Raw genomic sequence first — 23407 nt, forward strand, 5'->3', positions numbered from 1 at the left:
AGGGGCACCGATGCTCGCGCCAAGCGTCAGCGATCGAGGAGATATTCCACGATCTGATCCGCCGCCTGCTCGGGCGAGAGGGAAATCGTGTCGATGCGCAGTTCCGCATCATCCGGCGCTTCATAGGGGCTATCGATCCCGGTGAAGTTCTTGAGGGCACCGGCACGGGCCTTGGCATAGAGGCCTTTGACGTCGCGCCGTTCTGCCTCGACCAACGGCGTGTCGATGAAGATCTCGACGAATTCGCCTGCAGGCAGCATCTGCCGCACCATTTCGCGCTCCGCGCGGAAGGGCGAGATGAAGGCGGTGATGACGATCAGCCCGGCGTCGGTCATCAACCGTGCGACTTCGCCCACCCGACGGATATTCTCGACCCGATCGGCGTCGGTGAACCCCAGATCCCGATTGAGCCCGTGGCGCACATTGTCGCCATCGAGCAGGAACGTGTGGCGGTTCATCCGCGCCAGCTTCTTCTCGACCAGGTTGGCAATGGTGGATTTGCCGGCCCCGGAGAGACCGGTGAACCAGAGCACGGCTGGCTTCTGGCGCATCAGCGCGGCCCGCCGCTCGCGCGTCACGTCCGTCGCCTGCCAATGGATATTCTGGGCGCGCCGTAACGAGAAGTGGATCATCCCGGCCGCGACGGTGGCATTGGTAAACTTGTCGATCAGGATGAAGCCGCCAAGGTCGTGGCTCTTCTCATAGGCCTCGAACACGATCGGACGATCGGTCGAAAGATTGGCGACCCCAATCGCATTCAGCTCCAGCGTCTTGGCAGCAAGATGCTCCAGAGTATTGATATTGATCTGATATTTAGGTGGCTGGACGTTGGCCGTGACCGTTTGCGTGCCAAGCTTCAGCCAGTAGGATCGGCCCGGCAGCATCGCTTCGTCCGCCATCCAGACGATCGATGCCTCGAACTGATCGGCAGCCTCGGGCGGGTCGCCGGCCGCGGCGATGACGTCTCCGCGAGAGCAGTCGACCTCGTCGGCCAGCGTCAGCGTAACCGATTGTCCGGCGACCGCTTCGGCAAGATCGCCATCGAACGTCACGATTCGCGTGACGCTGGAGGTCTTCCCACTCGGGAGGATACGTACGGTATCGCCCGGCCTCACCGTGCCGCCCGCAACCAGTCCGGCAAATCCGCGAAAATCCAGATTGGGCCGGTTCACCCATTGAACGGGCAGACGGAACGGCTTCGCCCGATCGGCGTCATTATCGAGCGGAACGGTTTCCAGCTGCTCCAGCAGGGTTGGGCCATCATACCAGGACAGATTGTCCGAACGCGTCGTGACATTGTCGCCGGCAAAGCCGGAGATCGGCATTGGCTGGAAGACGGAGATACCGATGGAATCGGCAAAGGCGCGGTAGTTCGCAACGATCGCCTCATATTTCGCCTGATCATAGTCGATCAGGTCCATCTTGTTCACGGCCAGCACGATGTTGCGGATGCCGATCAGGTGACAAAGATAGCTGTGACGGCGGGTCTGGGTCAGCACGCCTTTGCGCGCATCGATCAGGATGACCGCCAGGTCCGCGGTAGAGGCGCCCGTGACCATGTTACGCGTATATTGTTCGTGACCGGGGGTATCGGCGACGATGAATTTCCGTCGATCGGTCGCGAAGAAGCGATAGGCGACATCGATGGTAATGCCTTGCTCGCGTTCGGCGGCAAGACCGTCGACCAGCAAAGCGAAGTCGATATTCTGCCCTTGGGTGCCGACACGTCGGGAATCCGCCTCCAGCGCCGCCAGCTGATCCTCGAAGATCATCTTCGAATCGTACAGCAAGCGCCCGATAAGCGTGGATTTCCCGTCATCGACCGAGCCACAGGTGATGAAGCGCAACAGGCTTTTATGCTGGTGCCGATCGAGATAGGTTTCGATATCCTCCGCGATCAGCGCGTCGGCTTGATAGGATGAAGGCTCGCTCATCAGAAATAGCCCTCCTGCTTCTTCTTCTCCATGCTTGCCGCCTGATCATGATCGATCGCGCGGCCCTGCCGTTCGGACGTGGTGGTGAGCAGCATTTCTTGGATGACCTCCGGCAGGGTAGCCGCGGAGCTTTCGACCGCTCCGGTTAGAGGATAATCGCCGAGTGTCCGAAAGCGGATCGATCGCTCAATCGGCGTCTCGCCAGGGGCAAGCGGGAAGCGATCGTCATCCACCATCAGGATCAACCCGTCACGCTCAACCGTCGGGCGCGGCGCCGCGAAGTAAAGTGGCACGATTTCAATCTGTTCGAGATGAATATACTGCCAGATGTCAAGCTCGGTCCAGTTGGAGATCGGGAAAATGCGGATGCTTTCACCCTTGGCCTTGCGCGCATTATAGAGATGCCACAGCTCCGGCCGCTGGTTCTTCGGATCCCATCGATGATTGGCGGAGCGGAAGGAAAATATGCGCTCTTTGGCCCGGCTTTTCTCTTCGTCCCGGCGAGCGCCCCCAAAGGCGGCATCGAAGCCATATTGGTCAAGCGCCTGCTTCAGTCCCTCGGTCTTCCACATATCGGTATGCAGGCTGCCATGATCGAACGGGTTTATCCCGCGCGCCTTGGCTTCCGGGTTCTGATAGACAAGCAGGTCCATACCCGCATCCCGCGCAGCCTTGTCACGCAGCGCGTACATCGCCTTGAACTTCCACGTCGTATCGACATGAAGAAGCGGGAAGGGCGGCGAGGCGGGGTAAAAGGCCTTTCGCGCCAGATGCAGCATGACGGCCGAATCCTTGCCCACCGAATAGAGCATCACCGGCTTTTCAGCCTCGGCGACGACTTCCCGCAGAATATGGATACTTTCGGCCTCAAGCCGCTGAAGGTGAGTGAGCGATGCAGTCATGGCGTGCGGCTTCAAGCACGACACACCTATCGATGTCGCAACATAAAATCTTTGCCCTAGCAAGCCGCGATGCCGTACCGCCGGGCGAATGAAAACAGATCGGGATCTATTGTTGGAGGGTCTTGCCGAGGCTTCCATCGCGGCGGGCGCCGCGATCATGACGATCTACGAAAGCGATTTTGCCGTGGCGGTGAAGCAGGATAGTTCGCCCGTCACGGAAGCCGATGCCGCGGGCGAGGCGATCATCTTGCGGGCTCTCGCCGCGCTTTCACCCGACGTCCCCGTCGTGGCGGAGGAAGAAGCTGCCGCAGGACGTATTCCCGATACCGATGGGCATTTTTATCTGGTCGATCCGCTCGACGGAACGAAGGAATTCGTCAGTCGCAACGGCGACTTCACCGTCAACATTGCGTTGATCGAGGATCATGCTCCGGGCTTGGGCGTCGTGTTCGCGCCGGTGGAGCGCCGCATTTTCGTCGGCGATGCAACGCGCGGTCTGGCCTGGACGGCATTGGTCGGAGAGAACGGCGCGATCGGCCAGCGCCATAGGATGCGGGTGCGTGATATTCCGATCGAGGGTCTCGCTGCGGTCGCCTCTCGCTCGCACAACTCCGCCGCGACCGAATCCTATCTCGGCCAATTCCAGGTCGCGTCGCGGGTCTCGCGCGGCTCCTCCCTCAAAATTTGCATGGTGGCGTGCGGGCAGGCGGATCTGTACCCGCGCTTGGCGCCGACGATGGAATGGGATATTGCCGCAGGCGACGCGGTATTGCGTGCAGCGGGGGGCATGCTGTCAGCGCCAGACGGCTGTGCGATGCCATACGGCAAGCCGGGCTTCTTTAACCCAGGGTTCGTAGCGGCGGGCGGCCTGCAGGCGCCGCCTATTCAACCCTTCATGGCGGATGCAGCAGCACGCTGATCTCGATCAATGGACAAAACATTCATGTCGGCCATAATTTTGGGTATGTTGCGCAACGGATCATGCAGCCGCGGAGGCTTGCCAATTTGAGCAGTCAGGTTGACGCAGCCGCGCTGGCTGTCGTGGATCCGCAAACGCCGTCGCTGGATCTCACCGCATGCGATCGCGAACCGATCCATCTTTCCGGCGCGATCCAGCCGCATGGGATCATGCTGATCGCCGAGCTGGAGAGTCTGCGCGTTATCGCCGGCGCCGGGCAGATCGAGGAACGGTTCCACCCGGACTGGCTCGGCCAGACGTTGGTCGATTTGCTGGATCAGCCGATCGAGGCGGCATTGCTGCAAGCCCGGACGATCCGCAGGTCAATTGCGTCCGTCGGGACTGTCAGGGGCCGATCGGAATCATTCGACGCGGCGCTGCACGTTTCCGGCGATCACATTATTGTCGAACTGGAACCGCGGCCCGATCTGCCAGCCTCTGCCGTGGCGACCCTGTCGCGGCTGGATGCGTTCAGCACGAACTTTGAGCGTTCGTCCGATCTGATCTCATTGTGCGAGCGCGCGGCACTCGCATATCGCGAATTGACCGGCTTCGACCGGGTGATGGTCTATCGCTTCTTGGACGATGGCGCCGGTACGGTGCTGGCGGAGGAGCGGGATCCCAAGCTCGCGTCCTTCCTGAACCACCATTTTCCCGCCAGCGACATTCCGCAGCAGGCGCGCGCTTTGTATATTCGAAACCGTGTGCGCGTGATCCCCGACGTCCATTACGAACCGGCACCAATACGTCCCTCCGAGGCGCAGCTGGGCGCGATAGATCTCAGCGATTCCTCGCTACGGTCGGTATCGCCGATCCATATTCAATATCTCAAGAATATGGGCGTCGAGGCATCGGCGTCGATATCGATCGTCAAGGATGGGGTGCTCTGGGGGCTGATCGCTTGTCATAACCATCAGCCCCGTCGCATCAGTTACGAAACGCGCATCGCCTGTCAGGCCCTGGCGGGCGGGCTTGCACGTCAGATCCGTGCCAAGGAAGAGGCACAAATCTATCGCGAACGCCTCCGGCTGCGGTCCGGCGAGGAGAAACTGGTTGGCCGCCTCAGCACGGAACGGCCCGGGGTCGACTGGTTCGTTGCTTATGGGGACGAGTTCAGCCGGTTGTTCAATGCGGATGGCTTTGCCGTCGTACGCGGCCAGCAGGTCAGTACGTCCGGCGTCGCGCCCGCGTCGGAACAGATCCTTGCGCTCGCCGCCTGGATACGCACCAAAAGTCTGATCGAACCGTTCGTCAGCATGACACTGAGCGAGGAATTTCCTCCGGCGGAAAGCTATACGCGGCTGGCGAGCGGCGTTCTGGCGATAAACCTGACGGGGGAATCCGACGCGCTGCTATTGTGGTTCCGCGTGGAGCATCTGGAAACGGTGGAATGGGCCGGAAATCCGCACAAGAATGCGGACACCGAAACCGGCATCTTGTCCCCGCGTCACTCTTTCGCGGGATGGCGCGAGGAAGTGCGTGGCCGCTCGCGGCGCTGGACGGTCGGCGAGATCGAGGCCGCATCCCGCCTGCGCCGGACATTGACCGCCGTGCGTCAGAGCCAGCGGTTGCGCGAACTCAATCGGCAGCTGGGCCTTACGATTGCGGAAAAAGAGGCGTTGCTTGCGGAGAAGGATCATCTTCTGCGCGAGGTCAATCACCGCGTCCAGAACAGCCTGCAACTGGTGCAGGCCTTCCTGGCCTTGCAAGCCAATTCGACCCAGGATGCGACGCTGATCGACCATCTCGGAGAGGCGCAGCGGCGTTTGTCGGCGGTCGCGCTGGTCCATCGCCGCCTCTATCAGGCGGATCAGCTCGAGACGGTCGACCTGTCACGCTATCTCGAAGAGTTGATCGGAGACATGATTTCGGCGTCCGGCGCAGAATGGGGCGCGCAGATCCGCCTGGATCTCGCACCCGTGCTGATTTCTGCGGATCGCGCCGTCCATGTCGGCCTGATCCTGACCGAGCTCGTCATCAACGCCAACAAATATGCTTATGGCGGCAAGCCGGGGCCGATGGCGATTTCGATCGAGGAGCATGGCGACAAGTTCCGCCTGATCGTGGCCGACAATGGCAGCGGCAAGGTGCGGACGCGGGTCGGCTTCGGCACGCGGATGATGGAAGCCATGGTGCAAAGCCTGGGCGGTACGTTGGAGCAGGCCGATAATCATCCGGGTCTGCGCGTGATCGTCACCGCACCGATCGACAAGACCTAGGGCTCGCGCGCCGCATCGGCATAAAGGTCGAACGTGGCGTCGGCGGCAGCGATCGCCTGATCTATCCAATCCGCGCTACCACGGCGCGATGCATGGTCGAGCGCTTCGCCGAAGGCGCGCCATGCGCCGGTCGGATGGACGGCCGAGAGATAGGCACGCGGCAGATCGGGTGGCACCTCGCCGGCAAGGAGGCTGCCACCCAGGCGCGACCCCTCAATGACATATAGGGCGCCGAATGCACCGGCCTCATTATCGGGAGCGCGCATTTCATAAGGCTCGGGCATCGCCAACCCAAGCGCCTCCAGATCCTGCTGCAGCAGGGGCGTGCGGGGCTCGAACGGGGGCAGGCCCGAACGTGCCGACAGCGCGCGTTCGACTGCCGGAAGCGCGCGCGCATGCGCCGTCAGGAACCGGCCGTATGACCCTGAATCGGTCAGATCGAAATTGCTGAATGCGGCATCCACCAACTCATGCTTTTGTGCGGTGGCAGTTCTCAGGGTCACGCGGGCAGACATTGGTACAAGAATGACGCGGCCTAGCGGCCGCGTCCAGTCTCCTCTTGCAAGGCGTCGATGCGCTTGGACGCTTCCGCCTTGCTCAACTCTTCTTCGAAAGGCTCATGGGCTTCTTCGCTGAGCGTCTTCAAATAGGACGCTTGCGCCCCCGTCATGGGCTCGTCACCGGTCGTCCAGTCGTCCGGATCCTTTTCGGCGTTGGATGTGGGGTGGGTCTTCGGATTGTCGATCATCATGCGTCTCCTTAGCTGTTGGAAACGCATGATGTTCCCGACATGTTCCATTCACCTAATTCAATGGCAGATCAAGCGCCTGCGCCACGGCTGCATGCCGGATTTTCCCGCCGGAGACATTCAGCCCGTTAGCAAGATGGGGGTCGGCCGCCAGGGCTGCCTCTGCACCAAGGTCGGCAAGCCGCAGCGCAAAGGGCAGGGTCGCATTGTTGAGTGCGAAGGCAGAGGTTCGCGCCACCGCGCCCGGCATATTGGCGACGCAATAGTGAATGATGCCATCCACCTCGAATACGGGATTGTCGTGGGTGGTGGCGTGGCTCGTTTCGAAGCAACCGCCCTGATCGATCGCGATATCGACCAGAACGCTGCCGCGCTTCATGGTTTTCAGCATGTCCCGCGTGACCAATTTTGGTGCGGCCGCGCCCGGGATGAGGACGGCACCGATCACAAGGTGTGCGCGGGATACGGCGGCAGCGATCGCGGCGCGCGAGGCATAGGCCGTCTTGATCTGGTTGGAAAAGAACATGTCCAGTTCGGCCAGGCGCGCATTGGATATGTCGTAGATGGTAACGTCGGCCCGCATGCCGACCGCCATCTGCGCGGCGTTCACACCCGCGACGCCCCCGCCCAGGATCGCCACGCGGGCCGGGGCTACCCCCGGCACGCCGCCCAGCAGGACACCGCGGCCCCCTTGTTCTTTCTCCAGATAATGCGCGCCGACCTGCACCGCCATACGACCGGCGACTTCCGACATGGGCTTCAGCAGCGGAAGCGATCCGTCCCGTGCCGTTACGGTTTCATAGGCGATGCAGGTCGCACCGGACTTCATGAGTCCCTCCGCCTGGGGCTTGTCGGCCGCAAGATGAAGGTAAGTGAAGAGCAGATGGTCGGGACGCAGCCGCGCGATTTCGATCGGCTGCGGTTCCTTCACCTTCACGATCATCTCGGCCTGGGCAAAGACGGCGTCCGCATCCGGCAGGATTGACGCTCCCGCCTCGACATAATCGGTGTCTTCGAAGTCGATCCCCTTGCCGGCGCCCGTCTCCACCACCACTTGATGTCCAGCGCCCACCAACTCTGCCACCGACGGCGGGGTGAGGCCGACGCGATATTCGTGATTCTTGATCTCTTTCGGCACGCCAATGCGCATGCATCATCTCCTGGAATTTGGATCGGCAACGCATAACCGTGCGGGATGCTCCTGTCGCCCGTTGCGGGGGGATACGCGAAGTGCTATCCGCCCGCCGCTGCTACCGGAGAGGAACCCGGCGTTTAAGATCAGGCAGTCGCCTTTACTTGAGGTTTCCTCGCTTCGATGACATCCGGCATCGCCGTTCAAGAAAATGCTGATCCGCTCGAGCCGCCGCTGACGGCAGGCTCGCACGGACATGGTCATCAGGGGCTCGCGCGGCTGGCCCTGGGGGCTGTCGGCGTCGTGTTCGGCGACATCGGCACCAGCCCGCTTTACGCCTTTCGCGAGACCTTCGCCGGCCATCACACGCTGGAGGCGAGCGACGCCAATGTGCTGGGCGTGCTCAGCCTGATCTTCTGGTCGATGATGATCGTGGTGACGATCAAATATGTCGCCATCATCATGCGCGCGGACAATAAGGGGGAGGGCGGCAGCCTGGCGCTGCTGGCGCTGATCTCCCGCTCGGGCTCCACCAAGGCGCGCTGGACCAAGGGCCTGGTCCTGCTGGGCGTGTTCGCCACCGCGTTATTCTATGGCGACAGCATGATCACGCCGGCCATGTCGGTGCTGACCGCGGTCGAAGGTCTGGCCGTCGTCAATCATAATTTCGGCAGTTTCGTCATTCCCATCGCCGTCGGGATCCTGGTCGGTCTGTTCGCGATCCAGTCGCGCGGCGTGGGCAAGGTGGGCCTGCTGTTCGGACCGATCATGATGGTCTATTTCGTCGTGCTCGCGGTCTTGGGCGTCGTGAACATCGTCGCCGCGCCGGAAGTGTTCGCGGCGCTCAACCCCTATCACGCATTTCGCTTCTTTCTGGATGACGGCATACGCGCCTTTCTGGCGATGGGCTCGGTCGTGCTGGCCGTGACGGGCGCCGAGGCGCTGTATGCCGATATGGGGCATTTTGGGCGTCGACCGATCGGCCTGTCCTGGCTCGTCTTCGTCCTGCCCGCGCTCATGCTGAACTATCTGGGGCAGGGGGCGATGTTCTTGTCGGCCACGCCGCAGGAGCTCGCGGTCATTGTCCACAATCCCTTCTTCCTGATGGCGCCGGAAAATGTGCGCTTGCCCCTGGTGATCCTGGCGACGATGGCGACCGTCATCGCCTCCCAGGCCGTCATTTCGGGCGCTTTTTCGGTGACGCAGCAGGCGATCCAGCTCGGCTTCATGCCGCGGCTCCGGATCGAACATACCAGCGCAAGCTCGGCCGGCCAGATCTACATCCCGGCGGTGAATTGGGCGTTGATGATCATGGTCATGCTGCTGGTGCTGTTCTTCCGCACCTCGTCCAACCTCGCGGCGGCCTATGGCATCGCGGTCAGCGGGGCTATGCTGATCGATACCTGCCTTATCGCCGTCGTGCTGTTCAATCTGTGGAAGTGGAACAAGGTGCTGGCCGGTCTGGCGGTGGCGGCCTTCTTCCTGGTGGATGGCGCTTATTTCGCCGCGAACATGACGAAGGTGCCCGACGGGGGCTGGTTCCCGCTGCTGATGGGCTTCATCATCTTCACGCTTCTGACGACCTGGGCGCGGGGCCGCAGCCTGATGATCGAGCGGATGCGCGAGGCCGCAATCCCGGTCCCGGTATTCGTCCGCTCAGCCGTCAATTCCGCGACGCGTGTGCCGGGCACGGCGGTGTTTATGACGTCGAGCGCGGGCGGTGTGCCCCACGCGCTGCTGCACAATTTGAAGCATAACAAGGTGCTGCACGAGCGGGTCATCCTGCTGACGGTCAAGATCGAAGACGTGCCCTATGTGAACCCGATCAAGCGTATCTGGTTCGAGGATCTCGACGCAGGCTTCTACCGGCTGGTGGTGCGCTATGGCTTCATGGAGGAGCCGGATGTGCCCGCCGCTCTGGCGCTCGCCACCGATTGCGGCGCGAAGTTCAAGATGATGGACACCAGCTTCTTCCTGGCGCGCCAGACGCTGATCGCGTCCTCCCGGCCCGGCATGGCGATCTGGCGGGAAAAGCTGTTCGCCTGGATGCTCCGCAACGCGGAAAGCGCGATGGAATTCTTCCGTCTGCCGACGAACCGCGTGGTCGAGCTCGGCAGTCAGGTCGAGATCTGATTGCTCGATGCGTGCCGCGATCATTCTCGCGGCCGGCGCATCGCGGCGTTTCGGGCGGCAGGATAAGCTCCGAACCCGACTGCGCGGCCGGCCGCTGCTGGATCATGCCATCGCCCGTGCGCGCGAATCGGGGGCACGTTCGATCATCGTCGTGGTGTCGCGTCCCACTGATGCACGCGGCGTGCGGAAGGTTCGGATCGCCAATGCGCAGAACGGCCTGTCCTTCAGCCTGTCGGCGGGGCTGAAGGCGCTGCGCCCGATCGATCGCGAAGCGCTCATCTTTCTGGGCGACATGCCCCTCGCGAGCGCCCCGGCGATGCGTCTGAGACCAGGCATCGATGCGGTGCGCCCCAGCCATGCCGGCCTGCCGGGGCATCCCATGCTGGTGCGCACGTGCGCTGCCCGCCGCGCGCTGGCGTCCGGTGACAGCGGGCTAGCGGGCAAGTTGCGGACGGCGATGGTGCGCGGCTTTTCCGGCAATATCCTCGACGTCGATACGAGGGCGATGCTGCGGCATGTGCGATATCACGGATCGCGTGGCGTCCCGCCGCGTTGCAAGGAGGCTTTAATAACAGGGAGATAGGCATGCTTGCGTTGGCCGGATGGGTTGCGCCTGCCGCGACGATGATCGCGGCGATCATGACGGCGGCCAATCTGGGCACGCGGGTCACCGGCTGGGGCTTCGTCGTCTTCTCGATCGGCGCCGTCGCCTGGGTCATCGTCGGCTTCGGCACCGGCCAGCAGAATTTGCTGCTGAGCAACGCCTTTCTCTTAATCGTGGACGTGGTGGGCGTATGGCGCTGGCTGGGCCGCAAGGCGCGGTACGATGCCGGGGCGAGTGCCGCGATCGCCGGCAGCGCGGCGACGGCGGCGCCAACCCTGTTCGCATTGACCAAGATCGAAGGCATGCCCGTCCGAGACCGCGATGGTGAGGTGATCGCTACCGCGGTCGATGCAATGGCCGCCTGCAATGGCGGGGGCATCAGCTATATTGTGGTGAGCGAGGGCGGCGTCGGCGGGGTAGGGGAACGTCTGCACGCGCTCGGCTGGGGGGAGGTCACGATGCACGAAGATGGCATAACGACCCAGCTTAGCCGTGCGAAACTGACCGGCCGTCCGGAGCTTTCGGCCGGAGCCTGGCCGGCGACGGCGGCGGCGGCCGGTGTCGGGTGATAGCGCGCCCCTGATTGTCTCGGCCTTATTCGGCGCGTCGGATTTTGGCTGGCTGGACGGTCTTCGGCGCGCTCACTTTCCGCCCGAGCGCAATCAGCTCGCCGCACACCTCACCTTGTTCCACCATTTGCCGCCAAGCATCGAGGCGGAGCTGAGGCAACGCTTGAGCGAGGCGGCCCTGGGTGCACCACCTGCGGCCGATGCGATCGGCCTGATGAACCTTGGACGCGGCGTGGCCATCCGAATAAATTCGCCGGCCCTGAGCGCGATCCGCGGGGAGCTGGCGGAGGCGTTCGCCGGGCTGCTCACGCCGCAGGATGCCGCTGGCTGGCGGCCGCACGTCACGATCCAGAACAAGGTTCTGCCGCATGAAGCAAAGGCGCTTCATGCGGCGCTGGACAGCGGGTTCGTCAGTCGGCCGGTGAAGATCGAGGGATTGGCGGTATGGCGCTACCGCGGCGGCCCGTGGGAACCGCTGTCGCGCCATAAATTTCGCGGCTGATCGGATCTCAGTCGATCTGACCGATGCCCTCGCAGTTGAGATCGAATGCCGCCAAGCCCGCATCCAGATAGGCCGCAAGCGTAGGCATATCGAGCAGCTGCTCGACCGGATCCTCCGAATCGGCATCGGCCGCTGCCTCAAGCGCATCGGTCCACTCGGTCGCATCGTAGGTGCCACGGCCGACCCAGGCCAGGGCCAGCAGCTCCTGGAGCTGATCGTCGCCGAGATCGTCGAGCAACGCGACCATCTCTTCCTCGATCGCCTCATTGGCTTCGTCTTCCAGGACGGCGAATTCATCGTCCGAATCGGTCGGATCCAGCTCGTCATCATTCTCGATCGACGGCACCTGCGCCTCAAGCTCGCGAGCCCGAATGATCAGACGGCAGATCGTTTCCAGCGGCGTCAACAGGTCCATCGAACCTAACCTCCCTAATTCAAGGTCGCGAACGTGGCGCGGCGGCTCAGGTTCCTTGCTGTGCCGATCAACCCTGTGGTTGACCCGCGAAAGCGCGCTGCTATAGGCGCGCCTCGCGCTGGAGCACCGCATGGCGGAGTAGCTCAGCTGGTTAGAGCACGGGAATCATAATCCTGGGGTCGGGGGTTCAAGTCCCTCCTCCGCTACCAGCGCGACGGACCTGGTCCGTTTCCGCCCGTTCCGGCGGCAAGGGTGACAGTGGCGCACCCGGCTCGGGTTGATAAGTGACCACCCCAGGCCCTATCTGATCATCGACATAGTAGAGGGCTTCGATGACCGCCGTACATTCCACCCGCATGCTGATTCTGGGTTCCGGCCCGGCCGGTCTTTCCGCCGCCATCTACGGTGCGCGTGCAGGCCTGGCGCCGATCGTGGTGCAGGGCATTCAGCCAGGCGGCCAATTGACCATCACGACCGACGTCGAAAATTATCCGGGCTTCCGCGAGGTGATCCAGGGCCCATGGCTGATGGAAGAGATGCAGGCGCAGGCCGAGCATGTCGGCGCCCAGATGATGTGGGATACGATCGTTGAGGTCGATCTGTCGCAGCGGCCCTTCCGGCTGACCGGCGATGGCGGCGCCTTATACGTGTGCGACACGCTCGTAATCGCCACCGGGGCGCAGGCCAAGTGGCTGGGCGTGCCCGGCGAGCAGGAGCTGGGCGGGCGTGGGGTTTCCGCCTGCGCGACCTGCGACGGTTTCTTTTACCGTGGGAAGAAGGTGGCGGTGATCGGCGGCGGCAATACGGCGGTCGAAGAGGCACTCTACATGACCAACCATAGTCATGACGTGACACTGATCCATCGCCGCGATTCGCTGCGGGCGGAAAAAATCCTGCAGGATCGGCTGTTCGCGCACCATGGCATCCACCCGCTGTGGAACAAGGAAGTGGTCCGCTTCGTCGGCGATCATGAAAGCGGGCTCGTCGCGATCGAGTTGAAGGACACGAAGAACGGCGAAACGTCGATGCTCGAGGTGGATGGTGGTTTCGTGGCGATCGGCCATCATCCCGCGACCGAGATGTTTGCCGGCCAGCTCGAGCTGGATGACGGCTATATCAAGGTCACGCCGGGCACCGCCAAGACCAACATCCCGGGCGTCTTCGCGTGCGGCGACGTGATGGACAAACATTACCGCCAGGCGATCACCGCCGCGGGCACCGGCTGCATGGCCGCGCTCGACGCGGAGCGGTACCTGCAGGAGCAGGATTTCCCGGTCGCCGAAGACGTCAAGGAGGCCGTCGCGGCGGAGTAGCACTTTGTAATTGCGCTGGTTAATCGGAGTCCCGCATTCCAGCATGTGGGATACGGGACTTCGAATCTAATCGGCATCATCGTTTAAGGTTCTGGAACTCAGATCTCGACATGCTGTCGGCGCGAAATCTTACACGCAATCTGTAATTCATCACTTGATGCGTTCTGCATGGATCTCGAACGATTCGATCCGTTTAGCGACGTTGAACTGGCGGTATCGGCTTATTGCCTACCTGAAATCTGTCAGCGAAATTCTCTATGGTGTCAGCGACATCACCAGCGATGCCCGCGGCGCCAGCCTTCATCCAATCCGTGGTGCCATACCAAAGGCGACGGGCAGGGCCAAATTGCGGCATGTCGCCAACACGATGGTGGAGTCTTTGGTGAGTTTGTCGGGGTAAAACCTTTAAAAATATTGGGTTATTCTTCCAATGTTTTACATTGCGAGCAATGCCGTTCAGCTCAAATACGTGATGAACGTCTTCGAGACGTGATGCTAATCCCAGCTTATGAATTTTCCGCTGGACGGCATATGCCTTGGGAAGCGAAGTCTTTAATGCTCTGGTAATTTTCGAGGCGCCTCTCACTGCCTTGATACCAAATCCGATAGGAGTAACGTCCGATACGGCCATCGCCGCATTGAATGCTGCCGACCCATAATTTCCTTCCTGAAGGTCAGCTACTGCGTCCCATGCTGGTCCTATTACAGGTATGAATTCCTCCGCGAGGTTCGGCCGTGCTATTTTGGGTCCAGCTTGGAAATCGTGGAATCTGCCTGCAATATCGAAACTGCGCCGGTCGCGCGGAGCCGCCCGTGCTTGTGTATTTCGATTTTGATAATCTTCCGCTCGCTGCGCCGCCGAAGCGCGTTGGAAGGGCTTGACGTGTTCGCGGATCGGCTGCGCGAGGAGGTAAGCGCTTTGTATTGGCAACCCGCCTAAATTGGGGCGTCCTACTGTGATATCTCGATTGAGTTGACCTCCCGGATTGGTCACTCCCCGCCATGGAACTGGCCCGCCTATTTCGCCAAACCGCGCAAGTAATCCGCCGGCCCTTTTGCCCACTTTTTGCTGGTTCTCATTGGCAGAAAACTTTCCCCCGATTTTGTCGTTGCCCCCATTCAGCTTCATAGTCACTCCCATCAACGGCATGCGGATGCGCCGGCTGCTCACCTGATGAGACCACCGACCCAGCGCATAATGATTACAGGAAATACCGGCCGCTCGTGCTCGCGACGGTGTCTTTTTGTCGCACAATATTTTGAAAAGGTCAAGAACAAAAAGCGAACGTTTGAATTGCGAAGACGGACATTCCTTCATCTACGTCGCCGGTCGCGCTATATGCAGCTACTCAGACCGGGCCGGCGTATATCGCGCGCCCACGAAATACAGTCCGTCCGCAGGCGCGTTGAACCCAAGTGCGGCACGGTCGCGGGCTTCCAGCGCTTGCCTCATGTCATCCACGCTCCACTGACCTTGGCCGACGAGGCCTAAGCACCCGACCATCGAACGAACCTGGTGATGAAGGAACGATCGGGCGGAGGCCTCGATGAGCACGTGCGCGCCGTCACGGTGCACATCGAGACGGTCGAGCGTCTTGACCGGGCTTTCCGCCTGGCAGTGGGCCGAGCGGAAGGTAGTGAAGTCATGAAGGCCGACCAGGTGCTGCGCGGCCTCGTGCATCGCGTCTACATTCAGCGGACAGGCGATACGCCAGGCGCGGCCTGCTTCCAGCGTGAGCGGCGGGCGGCGGTTGGCGATGCGATAGACATAATCGCGGCCGATGCACGAGAAGCGGGCGTGCCAATCCTCGGGCACAATATCACAGGCCAGGATGGCGATCGGCTGCGGCTTGAGCAGGCCGTTCAGCGCTTCCATCAGGCGAAAAGGCGTGAGAGGCTTGGCGATATCGACGTGTGCGGCCATCGCCAATGCGTGCACCCCTGCATCGGTACGGCCGGCGGCGAACAGGATCGGCGCCTCACCGGTGGCTCTGGCGGCGGCCTCCTCGATCGCCTGCTGGACCGAAGGGCCATGCGCCTGACGCTGCCAGCCCATAAACGGGCGGCCATCAAATTCCACCGTGAGGCGGAACCGCGTCATGCCAGGACGGTGCCTGCCGGGATTGCGAAGCCGCGCAGTAATTCCTCCGCCGTCATCACGCCGCGGCCGGCGCGTTGGACGCGCAGCGGGCGGATTGCGCCATCGCCGCATGCAATGACCAGACCTTCGGAGACCGTGCCCGGGTCAGCCGCAGCATTGGCGACCTCGGCGGATAGGATGCGGATTCGCTCGCCCGCATGTTCGAACCAGGCGCCAGGCGTCGGCGCGAAAGCGCGGATCTGCCGTTCGATCTGAAGGGCGGGGGCCGTGAAGTCGATCCTCGCCTCCGCTTTGTCGATCTTCGCGGCATAGGTAACGCCCGCCTCCGGCTGCGGCTGGGCGGGGTAGGCACCGGGATCAGCGAGCACCTCGACCATCATCGTGGCGCCTGTCTTGGCGAGCTCGGCCGTGAGCATGCCCGCATCCTTTTGGCCAATGGCGGTCTTCTCCACGGCCAGCATGTCGCCCGTGTCCAGGCCGGCTTCCATCGCCATGATGGTCACGCCTGTCTCCGCGTCGCCGGCCAGGATGGCACGTTGGATAGGCGCCGCCCCACGCCAGCGTGGCAGCAGCGAGGCATGGACGTTGAGGCAATCCCAGACCGGGATGTCGAGTATCTCCTGCGGCAGGATCAGGCCGTAAGCGGCGACAATGGCGACGTCCGGCTCCAGCGCGGCGAAGTCCGCCTGCGCCTCTGCGTTGCGCAACGATTTGGGCGAGCGGACCGGAATCCCGAGCGCTTCGGCGCGAAGCTGGACCGGGGAGGGCCGCTCGGCCTTGCCGCGGCCGGCGGGGCGGGGCGGCTGGGTGTAAACGGCGGCGATGTGATGACCGGCGGCATGCAACGCGTCGAGCGCCGGCACCGCGAAATCGGGCGTTCCCATGAAGATGATGCGCATGCGCGGGGCTTCACCACAAAGCCGGGCCACTTTCCACCTTCGTCGTGCCGGTCTTGCGTTGCTCCTCGCAAGTTCAGGGTGACGAAGGGCGGTAGAGCCCCTATTTGTTCTTGCGATGGCTTCTCCTGAAATCGATGCGCTGACGCAGGCGCTGGCGCGTCTGCCGGGTCTGGGCCCGCGTTCGGCGCGGCGGGCGGTGCTGCACCTGCTGAAGAAGCGGGAGGCCGCGCTCGGCCCGCTGCAGCGCGCGCTCCAGGCGGTCAGCGAGAAACTGGCGAGCTGCTCCACCTGCGGTAATGTCGACACGACCGATCCCTGCGCAATCTGCGCCGACCCACGGCGCGATCCGCGGATGCTGTGCGTGGTGGAAGAGGTGGCGGACCTGTGGGCGCTCGATCGTACGCGGCTCTTCCCGGGCCGCTTTCACGTGCTCGGCGGCCGGCTGGCGGCGCTGGAAGGCGTGCGGCCGGAGGATCTGACGATCGATCAGCTGGTCGGGCGGATCGAGCGCGGCGGCATCGACGAAGTCGTGCTCGCGATGAATGCGACGTTGGAGGGGCAGACGACCGCCCATTATATCGCGGAGCGGATCGAGCGCTTCCCCGTGCGCGTCACGCAGCTCGCGCACGGCCTGCCGGTCGGCGGCGAGCTGGATTATCTCGACGAAGGGACTTTGGCCCAGGCGCTACGCGCGCGCCGTCCGGTGACTTAATCTGCGGCCTGATTTGGGATAAAGCGACTGCGATTCCAGCCTTCGCTGGATGACGGGGGGCAAGGCAGATGGGCGTTACCGGGATCGGTGGTTTCTTTTTCCGCGCGCAGGATCCCGACGGGCTTGCACGATGGTATGCAACGCATCTCGGTGTCGGCGCAGGAGATTATGGCGCGTGGCAGGCACAGGCCGGGACATCGATCTTCAGCCCATTCAAGGCAGACACCGACTATTTCAGTGCCGACAAGCAGTGGATGCTCAACCTCCGCGTGGACGATCTGGACGGCCTGATCGCAAGCTTGCGGGCTGCGGAGATTGAGGTAATCACGAAGCCTGAATGGGATATGCCGGGTGTCGGCCGGTTTGCCCGGATCCATGATCCTGAGAGCAATCCGATCGAGCTATGGCAACCCGCGCTTGAAGCGGAAGCCGACGAGGCTTAACTTAGGGCCATGGCTATTCGTCCGATCATCGAGGCGCCGGATCCCCGGCTGCGCGTTAAATCCACTCCGGTCGATGGGGTGGATGACGATCTGCGCGTGCTGATCGCGGACATGTTCGAGACGATGTATGACGCCCCCGGGATTGGCCTTGCCGCCATCCAGATCGGTGTTCCGAAGCGCGTCTTGGTGATCGACTTGCAGGAGGAAGAGGGCCCGGACGGCCAAGCAATCCGCAAACCGCTGGTCTTCGTCAATCCCGAGCTGTCGGATCCCTCGGCGGATCAGAATGTCTATAATGAGGGCTGCTTGTCTGTCCCGGATCAGTTTGCCGAAGTAGAGCGCCCTTCTGCGATCCGGGCGAAATGGCTCGACGAGAATGGCGTCCAGCATGACGAGCTGATCGAGGGAATGTTGGCGACCTGCCTCCAGCATGAGATGGACCATCTGGAGGGCATTTTGTTCATCGACCATCTGTCGCGCCTGAAGCGGGAAATGGTGCTCAAGAAGCTGGAAAAAGCCCGGCGGCAGAGCAAAGCCGCCTGAGCCCGCGCATCGGACTATCGTCTTAGAAGCGGGCGGTCAGGCTTATCCCGCCGGCCTTGCTGTCGCCCCACGGAACAAGGCGGACATTCTGATTACGCCGGGATGTCAGCAGGAACCCGCTGCCGGTTCCGATCGCGGCGCCGGCAACGACATCGTACCAGTGATGTTTGCGGGCCTCGACCCGGGCCGTCGCGACGAAACTGGCTACCGCGAAGGCCGGCAATCCCGCTTTCCAGCCATAGCGGTTCTCAAGGCTTGCCGCGGCGGCAAAGGCTTCCGAACTGTGGCCGGAGGGGAAACTCTTGCGGTCGCTGCGATCCGGCCGCTGCTCGGGGAATAGCCGTTTAAGGCCATAGGCCGCGCCGCCTGCCAGCAGCACGCTCCCCCCAGCTTGCAAGCTTCCTGACCAATCCCCCTGAACCGCCGGCACGCCCAAGGCTGCACCCAACAAGATATCCCGCCCGATATCGCTTGCTTGTCCCCAGCCGTGCGTTCCCGCCATTGCCGGCGATGCCAGCAGGATCGACGCCGCGCCCAAAGCACGGGCGGAAGCGGCTATTATTCTGGCCCGGTAAAGCGGCATCGTTCGATCCTCACCCAAGTCTATCTGTGCAATCGGTTTCAGGCGGCCTGATCTGCCGGACATTCACGGTGGACGAAAGAGCGATCGTCGAACGTGGCAAAAATCAAATGATATGAATACATTGGCGGCACTGCATGGGCTTACTAAGTCCATGTCAGGGCGGCGCATTGGCCGGCCCGATCGCGTTGGTGGGAGCTATCCGATGAGATCTTGGATACGCATGTCGGTTGCGCTTGCAGCCGCTGCCGGCGTGCAGGCGCAAACGCCAGCGCATGGCCTCGTCCGATTAAGCAAAGCCATCGGCGTTGCTGAAAGCCAATTGTCCGCTCGCGCGATCGAAGCGGATCTTCAGAGCCGCGACGGGCGCCTCGTCTACGAGATCGATCTCGTGCGCGATGCCACGTTGCACCGCGCCTATGTCGACAGTCGCAGCGGCAAGCTGGTTGCGGTGTCCAGACCGCGGCTGGAAAACTGGGTGCTGCCTTGGATCGATTCGCAGCGCCTGCGTGAAGGCGCCCGCGCGGTGCCGCTTGCTGGACGGCTGGCACAGCTGGAAGAGCGGAATCACGGTGAGGTGAAAGACGTCGAGTTTTCGGTGGAGGGCGGTCGTGGCGTGTATGAGGTGCAATTCGTCACCGCGGCCGGAGCCGGCAAGGTGCGCATCGATGGTGCCTCGGGAAAACGCCTCCGGTTGGCGGAAAGCGACTAAGCTGCGATAGTGCGCCGGTGCATATCCTGCTGATCGAAGATGACCCCGATGTTGCTGGCCATGTCGCCAAAGGCCTGCGCGAGGCGGGGCATATCGTGGAAATGGCCACCGACGGGCGTGAAGGTCTGCTGAAGGCCGCGGCGGATCGCTATGATGTGATCGTGCTCGATCGCATGCTGCCGAAGATCGACGGTCTCAAGATCCTCCAGACCATTCGTGCCACGGGCGATACGACGCCGGTGATGATCCTGAGCGCGCTGGGCGATATCGACGAACGTATTCGCGGCTTGCGTGCCGGCAGCGACGATTATCTGCCCAAGCCGTTCGCGCTCTCGGAACTCGTCGCCCGGGTCGAGGTGCTCGCACGCCGCGTCCCGCAGATTGCGCAGACGACCGAACTGCATGCCGGCGATCTCGTGATCGATCTGCTGGGGCACGTCGTCACCCGCAACAACCGTCGCATCGAACTCACCCAGCGCGAATTCCGCATCCTGGAATATCTCGTCCGCAATGCGGACCGCGTCGTGACGCGCTCCATGCTCCTGGAGCATGTGTGGGATTATGCCTTCGACCCACAGACCAATATCATCGACCAGCATGTCAGCCGGCTGCGTCAAAAGCTGGACCGGGATTCTGACTGGCCGTTGATCGAGACAGTACGCGGCACGGGATATGTGATCCGGTCGCGCCGGTGAGGCGGCTATTCCTCAGCCTCTCCTTTCGGCTCGCTAGTCTCTACGCGGGCCTGTTCACGGGATCGCTGCTAGTCCTGTTCGCCGGCTATTACGCCATCGCCATCTGGTTGCCGCTGCACCGCAGCGAGCTGGTGGTGCAGCGGGAAGCGGCCGATTTGCAGAACCTCTATATTGTCGATGGCGCGGCAGCGCTAACCGCACGCCTTCGCGCGCGCGATCGGGTGCATGATCACAGTAAGGCCTTCCACGCCTTCATCGATCGCGACGGTCGGGTCATCACCGCAAATTTACCCAGTTGGCCCCGAACGGCGCGGGACGGGTGGCAGCGCCTGGAAGCGGATTTGTTTGTCGACGGCGACGAAACCGATTTCGAAGCGCTCGCGCTCGATCGCCGATTTGCCGACGGAGCACGACTGATCGTCGGGCGCGATGTCGGCAATATCAGCGAGCGCGAAGCGGCGCTCCAGTCGACCGCTCTGGTGCTGATCGGCGGCGCGATCATGCTCGGCCTTCTGGGCGGCATCTTCATGAGCCGCGCCATCGCGCGCCGGCTTGACGCCGTCGGTGCAACCGCGCGCCACGTGATGGCCGGAGATTTGACCCAACGCGTGCCCTTGCAGGGTAGCGGCGACGATTTCGACCGCTTGGCGGACACGCTCAACCTGATGCTGACGCGGATCGAAGGCGCGATGGACGCCGTTCGGCGGGTGTCCGATAGCGTGGCCCACGAACTCCGGACGCCGTTGACCAGGCTGCGTAGCAAGCTCGAAGCGGCGCCCGAAGCGGCCTCCCCGCAGCAGGCCCAGGCTATCCTCGACGAGGCGTTGCACGAAATTGCCCGGATGGAGACGATCTTCGCCGCGATCCTGCGCATTTCCAGGATCGAGGCGGCCCGTCACGCACCGGCGATGCGGCGGGTCCCTATGGTCGCGCTGATCGAAGATGCGGCGGAATTCTACCGGCCGTTGGCGGACGCGCAGGATGTCGCCTTGTCGATCGCCGTCGAGGAGGATGTCGACGCGATCGGCGATCCCGACCTCATCTTCCAGGCGCTCACCAATCTGCTCGACAATGCGATCAAATATGTGCCGGCGGGATGTGCGATCACCATCAGCGCGCGCGGTGGCGACGCAACCGTCGCAATTGCCGTGACGGACAATGGGCCGGGCGTCGATGACGCCTGTCTCGACAAATTGCCCGAACGCTTTTTCCGAGCCGGACCGGAGGGCGTACCCGGCATCGGCCTGGGGCTAAGCCTCGTCGCCGCAATCGCCGCCTTGCACGGCGAAGGGCTACGCCTGAAAAACCTTCATCCCGGCCTGTGCGCGGAGATCATCCTCCCGCGCTACAAGCCCCAACCATTTCCGCGCGAGAGCGCGTCAGCCTAAAGACAGATCGCGCCGCCGCATCAGTTCCCAAGCGTCGCCAGAGCGCGCCGGCAATCCTGCACACATTCCCGGCACATCTCGGCGCACCTCTTGCAATGGTCATGGTCGTGCTTCTCGCACTCCTCGGCACACCAGGTGCAGATATCGATGCACGCACCCAGCATGGCGCGCAGCGCGGGGTCGTTGTTGCCGGTGCGGCGGACGGCCATGCGCGACGTCGCGGTGCAGGCATCGGCAGCGTCCATGCAGACGCGGATGCACTGACGCATGTCCATCTCTTCGGCCGAGCAGGCATCCGCGCAGGAGGTGGCGATGACGGCGCAATACATTGCGTGCTTGGCCGCCTCCGCCAGCGGTTCGTTGATATGGCCGTCGGCGGAGGGGTGCGACGCGATCATTTTGCGAATGGACATTGGCTCTCTCCCGACTTGTTCTCTTCCCAACATTGCGCTGCGCGACCCGTTCCGTCCAGAGCCCATGCCCGCGCCGATCAAGCCGCTTGAGCGATCCGCCAAGTGGGACTAGGTTCACATTTCGTTCCAGGTGAGTAGATATGGGTGTAGGGCTGATAATCGGTTTGGTGGCAGTGCTCGCGGGGCTCGCCGTGGGCTGGTTCGCCCGCGCCGGCGCAGCCGCGAAGGCAGAAGCGCAGGCGGCGGAACTGGCCCCTCTGCGTGCCCAGCTTGCGGACGTCATCGTCGCGCGCGACACGGCTTTGCGCGATCTGGCGGTGGAGCACGCCGCGATGGGCGAGCGCGCCCATGCATTTGAAGCACGGCTGACCGAGTTGCGCGAGGCCAAGGAAGTGCTGGCCGCCCAATTCAATGAGGTCGGCACGAAATTGCTGGCGGACGCGCAGCGCCAGTTTCTGGAGCGCGCCGATCAGCGTTTTGCCCAGGCTGGCGAAAAGAATGACGCGCAACTCAAAGCCTTGCTGACCCCGGTTGAAACAACATTGAAGCGCTATGAAGAAGGCTTGGCCAAGGTCGAGAAGGATCGGGTCGGCAGTTACGAAGCGTTGAAGGAAGCTGTCGCAAGCCTGGCGCAAGGCAATGATATCGTGCGGAAAGAGACTGCGCGCCTGACCAATGTGTTGCGCTCCAGCCCCAAGCATCGCGGCCGTTGGGGGGAACAGCAGCTGCGCACCATATTGGAATCGGCCGGGCTGGCCGAGAATGTGGATTTCGAGCTGGAAACCTCGATCTCGGACGGCGAGCGCCAGCTGCGCCCGGATTGCGTGATCAAGCTCCCGGGCGGCCGCTGCATCGTCATCGACGTGAAGTGCCCGCTGACCGCATTCGAGCAGGCCTTTGACGAGGAAGACGAGGGGCGACGCGGCGAGCTGCTGCTCGCACATGCTGCCGCCATGCGCTCCTATGCCATGGATCTGGGACGAAAATCCTATTGGAAGCAGTTCGATCTATCTCCCGATTTCGTGATCATGTTCATCCCGGGCGAGCATTTCCTGTCCGCGGCGGCAGAGCGTGCCCCTGACCTGATCGAGCAGGCCTTTCGCGGTGGCGTGATCATCGCATCGACCATCAACATGCTCGCGCTGGCCAAGGTGATGGCCGGCATGTGGCGGCAGGAAGGATTGGCCAAGCAGGCCGAGGAAGTGGGGCGGCTGGGCAAGGATCTCTACGCCCGACTGCAAACCATGGGGCGCCATGTGGAAAAGCTCGGTCGCAACCTCAACCAGGCGACCGGCGCATATAATGATTTCGTCGGGAGCCTCGAAAGTCAGGTGATGACCCAGGCCAAGCGGTTCGAGGCGCTCAGCGTGGAGACAGGGGGCAAGACGATCGAACCCCTGCCGATGATTGAAACCGCGGTGCGCCCGCTCGCAAAACTCTCGACCGCCGACCGCCCAGATTACCGCGAAGCGGCCGATTAAACCGTACCGAA

Annotated in this window: 25 protein-coding genes and 1 tRNA gene; 15 read left to right on the plus strand and 11 right to left on the minus strand. The window is 62.7% G+C overall.

Features of this window, described 5'->3' with window-relative positions:
* Window positions 1–26: 26 nt before the first annotated feature.
* A complete protein-coding gene (gene cysN, locus ACSBM8_RS08830; protein ID WP_442681251.1) occupies window positions 27–1934 on the minus strand; it encodes a sulfate adenylyltransferase subunit CysN in 1908 nt (635 codons plus the stop codon).
* Complete coding sequence (gene cysD / locus ACSBM8_RS08835) at window positions 1934–2836, minus strand: sulfate adenylyltransferase subunit CysD (protein ID WP_442681252.1); 903 nt, start codon at window positions 2834–2836, stop codon at window positions 1934–1936. The genes cysN and cysD overlap by 1 nt, the downstream gene beginning before the upstream one ends.
* Before the next feature lie 112 nt (window positions 2837–2948).
* Here cysD and cysQ point away from each other — a divergent pair, with 112 nt between their 5' ends.
* Window positions 2949–3755, plus strand: a complete 807-nt coding sequence (gene cysQ, locus ACSBM8_RS08840) for a 3'(2'),5'-bisphosphate nucleotidase CysQ (RefSeq protein WP_442681253.1) — start codon at window positions 2949–2951, stop codon at window positions 3753–3755.
* Between the two features lie 86 nt (window positions 3756–3841).
* Entirely contained in the window at window positions 3842–6013 is a 2172-nt protein-coding gene (locus ACSBM8_RS08845) for a histidine kinase dimerization/phosphoacceptor domain -containing protein (protein WP_442681254.1), read from the plus strand.
* Here ACSBM8_RS08845 and ACSBM8_RS08850 read toward each other — a convergent pair.
* The 3 genes from ACSBM8_RS08850 to ald are packed head-to-tail and all read right to left on the minus strand — an operon-like array spanning window position 6010 to window position 7911.
* Complete coding sequence (locus ACSBM8_RS08850; RefSeq protein ID WP_442681255.1) at window positions 6010–6516, minus strand: biliverdin-producing heme oxygenase; 507 nt, start codon at window positions 6514–6516, stop codon at window positions 6010–6012. The genes ACSBM8_RS08845 and ACSBM8_RS08850 overlap by 4 nt on opposite strands.
* A 32-nt stretch (window positions 6517–6548) precedes the next feature.
* Window positions 6549–6761: a DUF3072 domain-containing protein gene (locus ACSBM8_RS08855; RefSeq protein ID WP_442681538.1), complete on the minus strand. Its 213-nt coding sequence runs from the start codon at window positions 6759–6761 to the stop codon at window positions 6549–6551.
* 55 nt (window positions 6762–6816) lie between these two features.
* On the minus strand, window positions 6817–7911 hold the full coding sequence (gene ald / locus ACSBM8_RS08860) for an alanine dehydrogenase (protein ID WP_442681256.1): 1095 nt from the start codon (window positions 7909–7911) through the stop codon (window positions 6817–6819).
* Between the two features lie 165 nt (window positions 7912–8076).
* On the opposite strand from ald, the gene ACSBM8_RS08865 reads away from it, so the two are divergent.
* From ACSBM8_RS08865 to ACSBM8_RS08880, 4 genes are read left to right on the plus strand one after another with little or no spacing between them, the layout of a single operon-like run.
* Window positions 8077–10026, plus strand: coding sequence for a potassium transporter Kup (locus ACSBM8_RS08865; protein WP_442681257.1), 1950 nt, complete (start codon window positions 8077–8079; stop codon window positions 10024–10026).
* Between the two features lie 7 nt (window positions 10027–10033).
* Complete coding sequence (locus ACSBM8_RS08870; RefSeq protein WP_442681258.1) at window positions 10034–10609, plus strand: NTP transferase domain-containing protein; 576 nt, start codon at window positions 10034–10036, stop codon at window positions 10607–10609.
* Window positions 10610–10611: 2 nt separating this feature from the next.
* Window positions 10612–11199 carry a PRC-barrel domain-containing protein gene (locus ACSBM8_RS08875; RefSeq protein WP_442681259.1) on the plus strand — a complete coding sequence of 196 codons (588 nt, stop codon included), beginning with the start codon at window positions 10612–10614 and terminating at the stop codon, window positions 11197–11199.
* The gene (locus ACSBM8_RS08880; RefSeq protein ID WP_442681260.1) at window positions 11189–11701 is read left to right on the plus strand and encodes a 2'-5' RNA ligase family protein; all 513 of its coding nucleotides are present in this window, start codon (window positions 11189–11191) and stop codon (window positions 11699–11701) included. The genes ACSBM8_RS08875 and ACSBM8_RS08880 overlap by 11 nt, the downstream gene beginning before the upstream one ends.
* Window positions 11702–11708: 7 nt before the next feature.
* On the opposite strand, the gene ACSBM8_RS08885 is transcribed toward ACSBM8_RS08880, so the two are convergent.
* Entirely contained in the window at window positions 11709–12116 is a 408-nt protein-coding gene (locus ACSBM8_RS08885; protein WP_442681261.1) for a DUF3775 domain-containing protein, read from the minus strand.
* Window positions 12117–12248: 132 nt separating this feature from the next.
* Between ACSBM8_RS08885 and ACSBM8_RS08890 the strand changes: the two genes are divergently transcribed.
* Together ACSBM8_RS08890 and trxB are read left to right on the plus strand one after the other, a co-directional pair.
* Window positions 12249–12325: transfer RNA gene (locus ACSBM8_RS08890), tRNA-Met, on the plus strand.
* Window positions 12326–12448: 123 nt separating this feature from the next.
* Window positions 12449–13429 (plus strand): thioredoxin-disulfide reductase, encoded by a 981-nt coding sequence (gene trxB / locus ACSBM8_RS08895; RefSeq protein ID WP_442681262.1) that lies wholly within the window; start codon window positions 12449–12451, stop codon window positions 13427–13429.
* A 193-nt stretch (window positions 13430–13622) separates the two neighbouring features.
* On the opposite strand, the gene ACSBM8_RS08900 is transcribed toward trxB, so the two are convergent.
* The 3 genes from ACSBM8_RS08900 to fmt all read right to left on the minus strand — a co-directional run bounded on the left by ACSBM8_RS08900 (window position 13623) and on the right by fmt (window position 16429).
* Window positions 13623–14558: a hypothetical protein gene (locus ACSBM8_RS08900; protein ID WP_442681263.1), complete on the minus strand. Its 936-nt coding sequence runs from the start codon at window positions 14556–14558 to the stop codon at window positions 13623–13625.
* Window positions 14559–14774: 216 nt separating this feature from the next.
* A complete protein-coding gene (gene truA / locus ACSBM8_RS08905) occupies window positions 14775–15530 on the minus strand; it encodes a tRNA pseudouridine(38-40) synthase TruA (protein WP_442681264.1) in 756 nt (251 codons plus the stop codon).
* Window positions 15527–16429: a methionyl-tRNA formyltransferase gene (gene fmt, locus ACSBM8_RS08910; RefSeq protein WP_442681265.1), complete on the minus strand. Its 903-nt coding sequence runs from the start codon at window positions 16427–16429 to the stop codon at window positions 15527–15529. The genes truA and fmt overlap by 4 nt, the downstream gene beginning before the upstream one ends.
* Window positions 16430–16544: 115 nt before the next feature.
* Here fmt and recR point away from each other — a divergent pair, with 115 nt between their 5' ends.
* The 3 genes from recR (at window position 16545) to def (ending at window position 18127) form a co-directional block, all read left to right on the plus strand.
* Complete coding sequence (gene recR, locus ACSBM8_RS08915) at window positions 16545–17141, plus strand: recombination mediator RecR (RefSeq protein ID WP_442681266.1); 597 nt, start codon at window positions 16545–16547, stop codon at window positions 17139–17141.
* A 68-nt stretch (window positions 17142–17209) separates the two neighbouring features.
* Window positions 17210–17584: a VOC family protein gene (locus ACSBM8_RS08920; protein ID WP_442681267.1), complete on the plus strand. Its 375-nt coding sequence runs from the start codon at window positions 17210–17212 to the stop codon at window positions 17582–17584.
* Between the two features lie 9 nt (window positions 17585–17593).
* Window positions 17594–18127 (plus strand): peptide deformylase, encoded by a 534-nt coding sequence (gene def / locus ACSBM8_RS08925; protein WP_442681268.1) that lies wholly within the window; start codon window positions 17594–17596, stop codon window positions 18125–18127.
* 22 nt (window positions 18128–18149) lie between these two features.
* On the opposite strand, the gene ACSBM8_RS08930 is transcribed toward def, so the two are convergent.
* Window positions 18150–18710 (minus strand): phosphatase PAP2 family protein, encoded by a 561-nt coding sequence (locus ACSBM8_RS08930; protein WP_442681269.1) that lies wholly within the window; start codon window positions 18708–18710, stop codon window positions 18150–18152.
* A 112-nt stretch (window positions 18711–18822) separates the two neighbouring features.
* On the opposite strand from ACSBM8_RS08930, the gene ACSBM8_RS08935 reads away from it, so the two are divergent.
* The 3 genes from ACSBM8_RS08935 to ACSBM8_RS08945 are packed head-to-tail and all read left to right on the plus strand — an operon-like array spanning window position 18823 to window position 21502.
* Window positions 18823–19419 (plus strand): PepSY domain-containing protein, encoded by a 597-nt coding sequence (locus ACSBM8_RS08935; protein ID WP_442681270.1) that lies wholly within the window; start codon window positions 18823–18825, stop codon window positions 19417–19419.
* Between the two features lie 17 nt (window positions 19420–19436).
* The gene (locus ACSBM8_RS08940) at window positions 19437–20114 is read left to right on the plus strand and encodes a response regulator transcription factor (protein WP_442681271.1); all 678 of its coding nucleotides are present in this window, start codon (window positions 19437–19439) and stop codon (window positions 20112–20114) included.
* Window positions 20111–21502, plus strand: a complete 1392-nt coding sequence (locus ACSBM8_RS08945) for an ATP-binding protein (protein ID WP_442681272.1) — start codon at window positions 20111–20113, stop codon at window positions 21500–21502. The genes ACSBM8_RS08940 and ACSBM8_RS08945 overlap by 4 nt, the downstream gene beginning before the upstream one ends.
* A gap of 20 nt (window positions 21503–21522) precedes the next feature.
* Here the strand turns inward: ACSBM8_RS08945 and ACSBM8_RS08950 are convergent, their stop codons facing one another.
* Entirely contained in the window at window positions 21523–21915 is a 393-nt protein-coding gene (locus ACSBM8_RS08950) for a four-helix bundle copper-binding protein (RefSeq protein WP_442681273.1), read from the minus strand.
* Between the two features lie 167 nt (window positions 21916–22082).
* Between ACSBM8_RS08950 and ACSBM8_RS08955 the strand changes: the two genes are divergently transcribed.
* On the plus strand, window positions 22083–23396 hold the full coding sequence (locus ACSBM8_RS08955) for a DNA recombination protein RmuC (RefSeq protein ID WP_442681274.1): 1314 nt from the start codon (window positions 22083–22085) through the stop codon (window positions 23394–23396).
* Window positions 23397–23407 lie beyond the last annotated feature (11 nt).

This window comes from Sphingomonas sp. ASY06-1R (assembly GCF_052180265.1).
GTDB lineage: Bacteria > Pseudomonadota > Alphaproteobacteria > Sphingomonadales > Sphingomonadaceae > Sphingomonas_I.